Origin of the sequence: Pseudomonas sp. PA-4-8C, assembly GCF_021606625.1 — a bacterium.
GTDB classification, from domain to species: domain Bacteria; phylum Pseudomonadota; class Gammaproteobacteria; order Pseudomonadales; family Pseudomonadaceae; genus Aquipseudomonas; species Aquipseudomonas lactis.
Genome location: NZ_WKCD01000230.1, coordinates 1 through 9,219, shown reverse-complemented (window position 1 = coordinate 9,219; position 9,219 = coordinate 1). Strand labels below are relative to the sequence as shown.

Here is a 9,219-nt window from a genome sequence, read left to right as displayed (position 1 = left end):
GGCTCGACCTGTCCAGCGGCCTGGCGCCCTGGCCGTGGCCGATTCCCGAGATTCCCTTGCGTGCCTGGGCGCGCTTGCCGGAAACCGATGACGGTTTGGAGAAGGCTGCCAGCGAGTACTACGGCGCCGGCCCGTTGCTGCCGGTGCCGGGCTCCCAGGCGGCGATCCAACTGCTGCCGCGCCTGCGTCGTTCCGGCAAGGTCGGCGTGCTTTCGCCCTGTTACGCCGAGCACGCCGAAGCCTGGCGCCGCGCCGGTTATGTGGTGCGCGAAGTGCAGGAGCAGGAAGTCGACTTCTTTCTCGACAGCCTCGACGTGCTAGTCGTGGTCAACCCCAACAACCCCACGGGCTTGAGCCTGAGCCCGCAGCGCCTGCTGGATTGGCATGCGCGGTTGGCCCAACGTGGTGGCTGGCTGGTGGTGGACGAGGCGTTTATTGACGTAACCCCGGACTTGAGCCTGGCCAGCCATGCCGATCAGGTCGGCTTGATCGTGCTGCGCTCATTCGGCAAGTTCTTCGGCCTGGCCGGCGTGCGCCTGGGCTTTGTGCTGGCCGAGCGCAAGTTGCTCAAGCTGTTGGCCGAACAGGTCGGGCCCTGGGCCGTCAGTGGGCCGACGCGGGTGCTGGGCCAAGTGTGCCTGCGCGATACCGCCGGGCATGCGCGCCAGCGCAGTCGTTGCATCGCAGCCGGCCAGCGTCTGTTCGAGTTGCTTGAGCGCCGCGGCCTTCAACCTCACGGCGGCTGCGCCTTGTTCCAGTGGTTGATTACCCCCCACGCTGAACGGCTGTACGAATTCATGGCCCAGCGCGGCATCCTGCTGCGCCTGTTTGTGCACAACAGCAGCGTGCGCTTGGGCCTGCCCGACACCGACGCCGACTGGCTGCGCCTTGACGAAGCCCTGGCCGCCTACAAGGACGCCACATGACCACGTTGATGGTGCAGGGCACCACCTCTGACGCCGGCAAAAGCACCCTGGTGACCGCGCTGTGTCGCTGGCTGGTACGCCAGGGCGTCGCGGTGGCACCGTTCAAACCGCAGAACATGGCGCTCAACAGCGCGGTGACCGCCGAAGGCGGCGAGATCGGCCGCGCCCAGGCGGTGCAGGCCCAGGCCGCCAACCTGGCGCCCCACACCGACATGAACCCTGTGTTGCTCAAGCCCAACAGCGACACCGGCGCCCAAGTGATCATCCATGGCCGTGCCGTTACCAGCATGAATGCCGTGGCCTACCACGACTACAAAGCCATTGCGATGCAAGCGGTGTTGGCCTCCCACGCGCGCTTGAGTGAGGCCTACCCGGTGGTGATGGTGGAAGGCGCGGGCTCCCCGGCCGAGATCAACCTGCGCGCCAATGACATCGCCAACATGGGCTTCGCCGAGGCGGTGGACTGCCCGGTGCTGTTGATCGCAGACATCAATCGCGGCGGCGTGTTCGCCCATCTGGTCGGCACCCTGGAACTGCTGTCGCCCAGTGAGCAGGCGCGGGTCAAGGGCTTCATTATCAACCGTTTTCGCGGTGATATCGCGTTACTGCAACCCGGGCTGGATTGGCTCGAAGCGCGCACCGGCAAGCCGGTGGTCGGCGTGCTGCCCTACGTGATGGACCTGCACCTGGAGGCAGAAGACGGCATCGACCAGCGCCAGATCGACAAGGCCGCCCAGGTGCTCAAGGTAGTGGTGCCGGTGCTCCCGCGCATCAGCAACCATACCGACTTCGACCCGCTGCGCTTGCACCCCCAGGTGGATTTGCAGTTCGTCGGGCCGGGCCAGGCGATACCTGCCGCTGACCTGATCATCCTGCCGGGCTCGAAAAGCGTGCGCAGTGACCTGGCCTATCTGCGTGCCAATGGCTGGGACACCGCCGTGGCGCGGCATCTGCGTTATGGCGGCAAGGTGCTGGGGATCTGCGGCGGTTTGCAGATGCTCGGCGAGCACGTCCATGACCCGTTGGGTCTGGAAGGGCTGGCCGGTTCCAGTGATGGCCTTGGGTTGCTGGCGTTCAGCACCACCCTGGAACAAGAGAAACAACTGCGCAATGTGCGTGGGCGTCTGGTATTGGAAGATGCCGACGTCAGCGGTTATGAAATCCATGCGGGGGTGACCTCCGGCGCTGCCCTGGCAAGCGCTGCGGTACTGCTGGACGATGGCCGTAGTGATGGCGTGCAGAGTGCCGATGGGCAAATTCTAGGGACCTATCTGCACGGCTTGTTCGAGACCCCGGCAGCGTGCAGCGCCTTGCTGCGTTGGGCCGGGTTGCAGGACGTACAAGAGGTGAATTATCACGGCCTGCGCGAGCGCGATATCGAGCGCTTGGCGGACTTGGTGGAGCATCACCTGGATACCGATTTATTACGCAAGCTATGTGGGATCTGAAGATGTTTACACGACCCCATCGTGGGAGCTGGCTTGCCTGCGATAGCGCCCTGGCGGCCGCCTCATGTCCACCTGACGCACCACAATCTAACTGTGGGAGCAGGCTTGCTCGCGAATGCGTTGGGTCAGCCATGGCTGCATTCACTGACACACCCTATTCGCGAGCAAGCCCGCTTCCACATGGTTTACCAGGGGTCTTTGCATGCATCAATTGATCCTCGGCGGCGCCCGTTCGGGCAAGAGCCGCCTGGCCGAAAAGCTTGCCGCACAGAGCGGGCTTGCCGTCATTTATATCGCCACCAGCCAACCTCTCGACGGTGAGATGAACGAGCGCGTCGCGCTGCACCGCCAGCGTCGGCCCGACCATTGGGGCCTGGTTGAAGAACCCATCGACCTGGCGCGCGTGCTGCGTGAAAACGCCGCCACTGATCGCTGCCTGCTGGTGGATTGCCTGACCTTATGGCTCACCAACCTGCTGATGCTTGAAGACCCGGCGCGCCTTGCATCCGAGCGTGATCACCTGCTGCAAACCCTGGCCTCGCTGCCGGGGGAAATCATTTTTGTCAGCAACGAGACCGGTCTGGGTGTCGTGCCGCTGGGCGAATTGACTCGCCGCTATGTGGATGAAGCCGGTTGGCTGCATCAAGCCCTGGCCGAGCAATGTCAGCGCGTTGTGCTGACGGTTGCCGGCCTGCCCCTGACTTTGAAAGGTACTGCGTTATGACCGATTCCTGGTGGCTCAACCCCTGCAAGACCATTGATGCCACGGCCCACGAACAGGCGCTGGCGCGTCAGCAGCAGTTGACCAAACCCGCCGGCTCCCTCGGCCAGTTGGAAGCGCTGGCGGTGCAGCTGGCAGGTTTGCAAGGCCAGGCCAAGCCCTCGGTAGAACACCTGTGGATCGCGATTTTTGCTGGCGATCACGGTGTGGTCGCTGAAGGTGTATCGGCATTTCCCCAGGCGGTCACTGGCCAGATGCTGCAAAACTTCGTCACCGGTGGTGCGGCAATCAGCGTGCTGGCGCGGCAACTGCAAGCGCAATTGGAAGTGGTCGACCTCGGCACCGTCACGCCGTCCTTGGATTTGCCCGGCGTTCGTCACCTGAATATCGGCGCGGGCACGGCCAATTTCGTCCATGGCCCGGCGATGACCCAGGCCCAAGGGCAACTGGCCCTGAACGCCGGGCGAGACAGCGCACGCCGCGCCCTGCAAAGCGGTGCGCAGTTGTTTATCGGCGGCGAGATGGGCATCGGCAACACCACCGCGGCCAGTGCCTTGGCTTGCGCATTGCTGGATTGCCAGGTCACTGACCTCACAGGCCCTGGCACCGGTTTGAACGCTGCTGGGGTCAGCCACAAGGTCGCGGTCATTGAACGGGCCTTGGCGTTGCACGCCGGCCAGCGCAGTGATGCGCTGCAAACCCTGTTCAATCTCGGCGGTTTTGAAATAGCCGCGCTGGTCGGCGCCTACCTGGCCTGCGCCCAGGAAGGCATCGTGGTGCTGGTGGATGGGTTCATCTGCAGCGTGGCCGCGCTGGTAGCGGTGCGCTTGAACCCGGCATGCCGCGAATGGCTAGTGTTCGGCCATCGCGGCGCCGAGCCGGGCCATCGCCATGTGCTGCACAGCCTCGATGCGCAGCCGTTGCTGGAACTGGGCCTGCGCCTGGGCGAAGGCAGCGGCGCCGCGTTGGCGGTGCCCTTGTTGCGCCTGGCGTGTGCGCTGCACGGGCAGATGGCGACCTTCGCCGAAGCCGCCGTGGCGGACCGCCCCGCATGACCTTGCGCCTGGACCTGCTGCGCCACGGCGAAACCGAACTGGGCGGTGGCCTGCGTGGCAGCCTGGACGATGCGCTGACCGCCAACGGCTGGCAGCAGATGCGCGACGCAGTGGTGGGGCAGGGGCCATGGGATCGGCTGATCAGCTCACCCCTGCAACGCTGCGCCCTGTTTGCCCAGGAGTTGGGGGCACAGCTCGATGTGCCGGTGAGCCTGGAGCCTGACTTGCAGGAGCTGCACTTCGGCGCCTGGGAAGGGCAGAGCGCGGCCGCGTTGATGGACACCGATGCCCAAGGGCTGGGCTTGTTCTGGGCCAATCCCTATGCCTTCACTCCGCCGGAAGGCGAGCCGGTCATCCGGTTTTCCGAGCGCGTGCTTGGCGCTGTCGCCCGGCTGCGTCAGGCCTATGCTGGCCAGCGCGTGCTGTTGATCAGTCATGGTGGTGTAATGCGCCTGCTGCTGGCCCAGGCGCGAGGGTTGCCCCGTGAGCAACTGCTGAACGTCGAAGTGGGTCACGGCGCCTTGTTCGGCCTGCTGGTTGAAGCCGATGGCGTGTTGAAGGAAGGACGCTGATGATGCTGCCGTTCTGGATCGCCCTGCAATTTCTCAGCAGTCTGCCCATTCGCTTGCCGGGCATGCCGCAGCCTCAAGAGCTCGGTCGTTCGTTGCTGTTTTATCCGCTGGTTGGGCTGCTGTTCGGTGTGTTGTTATGGGGCCTCAACCAGGTGTTGCTGGGCGCCCCATTGCTGTTGCACGCCGCGTTGCTGCTCACGGCCTGGGTGTTTCTCAGCGGTGGCTTGCACCTGGACGGCCTCGCCGACAGCGCCGATGCCTGGCTGGGTGGCTTTGGCGACCGCGAACGCACCCTCAGCATCATGAAAGACCCGCGCAGTGGCCCGATTGCGGTGGTCACCCTGGGCTTGGTGCTGCTGCTCAAGTTCAGCGCCTTGGTGGCGTTGATCGAACAACACAATGGCACCGCCTTGATCCTGGCGCCCCTGATCGGACGCGCTTCGATGCTGGCGCTGTTTCTCACCACGCGCTATGTGCGGGCGGGCGGATTGGGCCAGGCACTGTCAGACCATCTGCCGCGAATTGTCGGCCAACAGGTGCTGATCCTCAGCGGCTTGGCCTGTATCCTGATCGGCGGTTTCAACGGCGGCATCGCGGTGTTGCTGGCGGCATTGTGTTTCGTGTGGCTGCGCCAGTTGATGGTCAAGCGTCTGGGCGGCACCACGGGCGACACCGCTGGCGCACTGCTGGAGCTGCTTGAAGTCGCGGTGCTGGTCGGGCTGGCGTTGTAACGCTTTCTTGCAATTGGTTAACTCCGGGTATATACACGCTCTATGCTTGCCTCCCAATGTTTATGCACCAACCTGCGACGCGCCGCCCGTGGCGTCAGCAGGCACTACGACGGCGCTCTCGACGGCTTCGGGATCAACGTTGCCCAGTATTCTCTGTTGTGCAACCTGCAGCGTCTCGACCAGCCGAGCATTTCCAGCCTGGCGGACGCCATGGGCCTGGATCGCAGCACCCTGGGGCGCAACCTGCGTGTCCTGGAAGGTGAGGGGCTAGTGCAATTGGTGGAGGGCGACGATTTGCGCAACCGCCTGGTGGTGTTGACTGACGCCGGTCATGAAAGGCTGGCCGCTGCGTTGCCGGCGTGGGAAGCAGCGCAACAGAAACTGAATGATAAGCTTGGCGCCGAAAAGCGCGAAATGTTGTTGGCCTTGCTGGATGAACTCGCCTGAACGGCGGTTTGTTCGACTACAAGCGGGTATATACCCGCGAACGGAGAATAAGAAATGAGCTCGATGTGGCGCACCAGTGGTTGGGTCCTTTTAGGCAGTGCGCTGATCCTGGCGTTGTCCTTGGGCGTACGGCATGGCTTTGGCCTGTTTCTGGGGCCGATGAGCAGCGAATTCGGTTGGGGGCGTGAAACCTTTGCCTTTGCCATCGCCTTGCAGAACCTGATCTGGGGCTTGGCGCAGCCGTTTACCGGGGCCTTGGCCGACCGTTTCGGCGCGACCAAGGCGGTGTTTGTCGGCGGGGTGCTGTACGCCGTCGGCCTGGTGCTCATGGGTATGTCTGATTCTGCCTGGTCACTGTCATTGAGCGCAGGCTTGCTGATTGGCATTGGCCTGTCCGGCACCTCGTTCTCGGTGATTCTCGGCGTGGTTGGTCGCGCCGTTGCACCCGAAAAACGCAGTATGGCCATGGGTATTGCCAGTGCGGCGGGGTCGTTCGGCCAGTTCGCCATGGTGCCCGGCACCCTCGGTTTGATTGGCTGGCTCGGCTGGTCGGCAGCATTGCTGGCGCTGGGCTTGATGGTGGCGCTGATCCTGCCGCTGGTCGCCATGCTCAAGGACCGGCCGCTGGCGGTCACGGTGGGCCAGCAAACCCTGGGTGAGGCGCTCAAAGAGGCCTGTTCTCACTCCGGCTTCTGGTTGCTGTCCTTCGGCTTTTTTGTCTGCGGTTTCCAAGTGGTGTTCATCGGTGTGCACTTGCCGGCTTACCTGGTCGACCAGCACCTGCCGGCCACGGTGGGCACCACCGTGCTGGCGTTGATTGGCCTGTTTAATGTGTTCGGCACCTATACGGCAGGTTGGCTTGGTGGGCGCATGTCCAAGCCGCGCCTGCTCACCGGCTTGTACCTGTTAAGGGCGGTGGTGATTGTGTTGTTCCTGTGGGCGTCGGTCACTGAAGTCACAGCGTATCTGTTCGGCATGGCGATGGGCTTTTTGTGGTTGTCCACGGTGCCGCTGACCAACGGGACCGTCGCGACCCTGTTTGGTGTGCGCAACCTCTCGATGCTCGGCGGGATTGTGTTCTTGTTCCACCAGCTTGGCTCGTTCCTCGGCGGATGGCTGGGCGGGGTGGTCTATGATCGAACCGGCAGCTACGATTTGATCTGGCAGGTGGCAATTTTGCTCAGCCTGCTCGCCGCCGCGCTGAATTGGCCGGTGCGTGAGCGGCCGGTGGCACGTATACAGGCGCAGATGGAGGCGGCATGAGCATGACAGCGCGTCTTATGCTGTATGCGGTGGGGATGGTGTTGCTGTTGCTGGCCTGGTGGGGCTGGCAGCGGGGCGGCCTGGCGTTGATGCAACTGGGCATGGCGATCTGTTAAGTTGTGGGTCTGAACCGACTCAAGGACTTTTGACATGCAGATGCGCTGGCTCGCTGTACCCATCCTGATGGCTATTGGCAGCGTGGCGATGGCCGCCAGTTGCCCGCCGTTGCTGGAGGGCCAATTGCCCAAGCTGCGGGCCAAGGAATCCATCGACCTGTGCCAGCAATTCGCTGGCAAACCTTTGGTGATCGTCAATACGGCGAGTTTCTGCGGTTTCGCTCCGCAGTTCAAAGGCCTGGAAGCCTTATATCAGCGCTATAAGGGCCAAGGCCTGGAAGTGATTGGCGTGCCGTCCGATGACTTCAAGCAGGAAGCCAAGACCGGTGAGGAAACCGCCAAGGTCTGCTACGTGAACTATGGCGTGACCTTCACCATGACCGAGCCGCAGAAGGTCAAGGGGCCGGATGCGGTGCACCTGTTCAAGGTGCTTGCACAGCAGGCCGACGCGGCGCCGAAGTGGAACTTCTACAAGTATGTAGTGGATCGCCAGGGCAATGTTGTGGCCAGTTTTTCCAGCCTGACCAAGCCGGACAGTCCGGAGCTGATCAAGGCGGTGGAACAGGCATTGGCTTCCAAACCCTGACCGCCAGCCAAACAAAAGCCCCGCCTCCTTCACAGGAGAGCGGGGCTTTTTTATACGGCTGCGGGTTAGAACTTGTAGGTCATGCCCAAGCCGAAACCGTTGGCGCTGTTTTCATACTTGGCGTTGTAACTGGCCAATTGGTTGGAGCGCGAAATCTTGACGTCCTCTTCCTTCAGGTAGGAGTAGGCCAGGTCGATGGTCATGTTATCCATGACCTGGTAGCCCAGGCCCAGGCTGAAGATAGTACGGTCGCCAGTCGGGATGCGCGGCGAGCGATCCGTGTTGTTGGTCGGCGACTGGTCGAACGTCAAGCCGGTACGCAGTACCACTTGCTTGGTGAGCTGGTACGAAGTACCCACGGCGTAGGCCCAGGTGTCGTGCCAGTTCTGGTCTTCCTTGATTGTGCTGACAAGGCCTGGGGCAAGCGCGCCGCCGGTAGCGCCGCTGACGCCTTCGTTCTTGACCGTGATGTCTTTCAGGCGGCTCCAGCGCGTCCAGGTCGCACCGGCGTAGAGTTTCCATGCGTCTGTCAGGTCTTGAGTAACGGACAGGTCGTAGGACTCAGGGGTGTCGATTTTCAGCGAGGCGTCGTAGCGGTTGCTACGCAGGAACGGCGAGGTCGCGGTCGGTGCGGTGACTTCGGTGTGGCCGTCCAGCTTGTAGCTGACCTTGGAGTGGTAGGTCAGGCCGACACGGGTGGTATCGGTGGCTTGAACCAGCACGCCGATGTTGAAGCCCAGTGCGGTGTCGTCACCCTTGATCTTGATATTGGTGTCTGGCGCGCGAGGGTTCAGCGTCAGGTCCGATTCCAGGGTGCCGGCAATGCGGTTGATGGTCGGGCCGAAACCTACGGAAACGCGATCGTTGAAGGCGTAGCTGACGGTCGGTTGCAAAGTGATGACTTTCACTTCGCTCTTGCTGCCAAAGCCACGGCCCTGGAAGCCGCTTTCGTAGTCGGTCATCAGGCCGAACGGCGCATAGACGCCGAAGCCGACAGCCCACTGGTCGTTGAGTTTATTGGTGTAGAAACCGAAAGGCACGGCGGTGAAAGGCACCATATCGCCTTTGTTGCTACCAGCGGAGCGGCCGCTGACATTGCTGATATCGGTAGAGGCATCAATGGCTGCAACGCCACCAGTGATCTGTTGGCCTTCCAGACGTGCCATACCGGCAGGGTTACCGAACACAGTGCTCGCATCATCGGCAGAAGAAGAGCGACCTGCGAAACCGGTACCCATCCCGCTCACGCTCTGTTCGTTGAGCGCAAAGCCGCTGGCGAACAGTTGGGAGGATGCCATGGCAACGGCGAGGCTAAGTGTGGTCTTGAGCATTACTTTTTTCATTATTAGAACTC

Annotated in this window: 10 protein-coding genes; 9 read left to right on the top strand and 1 reads right to left on the bottom strand. The window is 62.6% G+C overall.

Annotated elements, in window-relative coordinates; all coding sequences use genetic code 11:
• From cobD to GIW04_RS23765, 9 genes are all read left to right on the top strand, one after another.
• Positions 1 to 926, top strand: a 926-nt coding sequence (gene cobD / locus GIW04_RS23805) for a threonine-phosphate decarboxylase CobD (protein WP_236479253.1), incomplete at its 5' end; no start/stop codon positions are given.
• Positions 923 to 2,374 (top strand): cobyric acid synthase, encoded by a 1,452-nt coding sequence (locus GIW04_RS23800; protein ID WP_120248424.1) that lies wholly within the window; start codon positions 923 to 925, stop codon positions 2,372 to 2,374. The genes cobD and GIW04_RS23800, both read left to right, overlap by 4 nt.
• A 202-nt stretch (positions 2,375 to 2,576) precedes the next feature.
• The gene (gene cobU / locus GIW04_RS23795) at positions 2,577 to 3,098 is read left to right on the top strand and encodes a bifunctional adenosylcobinamide kinase/adenosylcobinamide-phosphate guanylyltransferase (protein WP_003193037.1); all 522 of its coding nucleotides are present in this window, start codon (positions 2,577 to 2,579) and stop codon (positions 3,096 to 3,098) included.
• Positions 3,095 to 4,150: a nicotinate-nucleotide--dimethylbenzimidazole phosphoribosyltransferase gene (gene cobT / locus GIW04_RS23790; RefSeq protein WP_034136129.1), complete on the top strand. Its 1,056-nt coding sequence runs from the start codon at positions 3,095 to 3,097 to the stop codon at positions 4,148 to 4,150. Before cobU ends, cobT begins: the two co-directional genes overlap by 4 nt.
• The gene (gene cobC, locus GIW04_RS23785; RefSeq protein ID WP_003193034.1) at positions 4,147 to 4,722 is read left to right on the top strand and encodes an alpha-ribazole phosphatase family protein; all 576 of its coding nucleotides are present in this window, start codon (positions 4,147 to 4,149) and stop codon (positions 4,720 to 4,722) included. Before cobT ends, cobC begins: the two co-directional genes overlap by 4 nt.
• 2 nt (positions 4,723 to 4,724) lie before the next feature.
• Entirely contained in the window at positions 4,725 to 5,453 is a 729-nt protein-coding gene (locus tag GIW04_RS23780; protein ID WP_120248489.1) for an adenosylcobinamide-GDP ribazoletransferase, read from the top strand.
• A 42-nt stretch (positions 5,454 to 5,495) separates the two neighbouring features.
• On the top strand, positions 5,496 to 5,900 hold the full coding sequence (locus GIW04_RS23775; protein WP_120248423.1) for a MarR family winged helix-turn-helix transcriptional regulator: 405 nt from the start codon (positions 5,496 to 5,498) through the stop codon (positions 5,898 to 5,900).
• Between the two features lie 54 nt (positions 5,901 to 5,954).
• Complete coding sequence (locus GIW04_RS23770; protein WP_120248422.1) at positions 5,955 to 7,163, top strand: MFS transporter; 1,209 nt, start codon at positions 5,955 to 5,957, stop codon at positions 7,161 to 7,163.
• Positions 7,164 to 7,313: 150 nt separating this feature from the next.
• Positions 7,314 to 7,865: a glutathione peroxidase gene (locus GIW04_RS23765; protein WP_003193028.1), complete on the top strand. Its 552-nt coding sequence runs from the start codon at positions 7,314 to 7,316 to the stop codon at positions 7,863 to 7,865.
• A gap of 65 nt (positions 7,866 to 7,930) precedes the next feature.
• On the opposite strand, the gene GIW04_RS23760 is transcribed toward GIW04_RS23765, so the two are convergent.
• Positions 7,931 to 9,208, bottom strand: coding sequence for an OmpP1/FadL family transporter (locus tag GIW04_RS23760; RefSeq protein ID WP_120248421.1), 1,278 nt, complete (start codon positions 9,206 to 9,208; stop codon positions 7,931 to 7,933).
• Positions 9,209 to 9,219: the final 11 nt, after the last annotated feature.

Excerpts from the sequence above, each read along its gene's own strand:
- cobU (WP_003193037.1), top strand. The coding sequence starts at position 2,577 with ATGCATCAATTGATCCTCGGCGGCGCCCGTTCGGGCAAGAGCCGCCTG.
- GIW04_RS23770 (WP_120248422.1), top strand. The coding sequence starts at position 5,955 with ATGAGCTCGATGTGGCGCACCAGTGGTTGGGTCCTTTTAGGCAGTGCG.
- GIW04_RS23800 (WP_120248424.1), top strand. The coding sequence starts at position 923 with ATGACCACGTTGATGGTGCAGGGCACCACCTCTGACGCCGGCAAAAGC.
- GIW04_RS23760 (WP_120248421.1), bottom strand. The coding sequence starts at position 9,208 with ATGAAAAAAGTAATGCTCAAGACCACACTTAGCCTCGCCGTTGCCATG.
- GIW04_RS23780 (WP_120248489.1), top strand. The coding sequence starts at position 4,725 with ATGCTGCCGTTCTGGATCGCCCTGCAATTTCTCAGCAGTCTGCCCATT.
- GIW04_RS23765 (WP_003193028.1), top strand. The coding sequence starts at position 7,314 with ATGCAGATGCGCTGGCTCGCTGTACCCATCCTGATGGCTATTGGCAGC.
- GIW04_RS23775 (WP_120248423.1), top strand. The coding sequence starts at position 5,496 with ATGCTTGCCTCCCAATGTTTATGCACCAACCTGCGACGCGCCGCCCGT.
- cobC (WP_003193034.1), top strand. The coding sequence starts at position 4,147 with ATGACCTTGCGCCTGGACCTGCTGCGCCACGGCGAAACCGAACTGGGC.
- cobT (WP_034136129.1), top strand. The coding sequence starts at position 3,095 with ATGACCGATTCCTGGTGGCTCAACCCCTGCAAGACCATTGATGCCACG.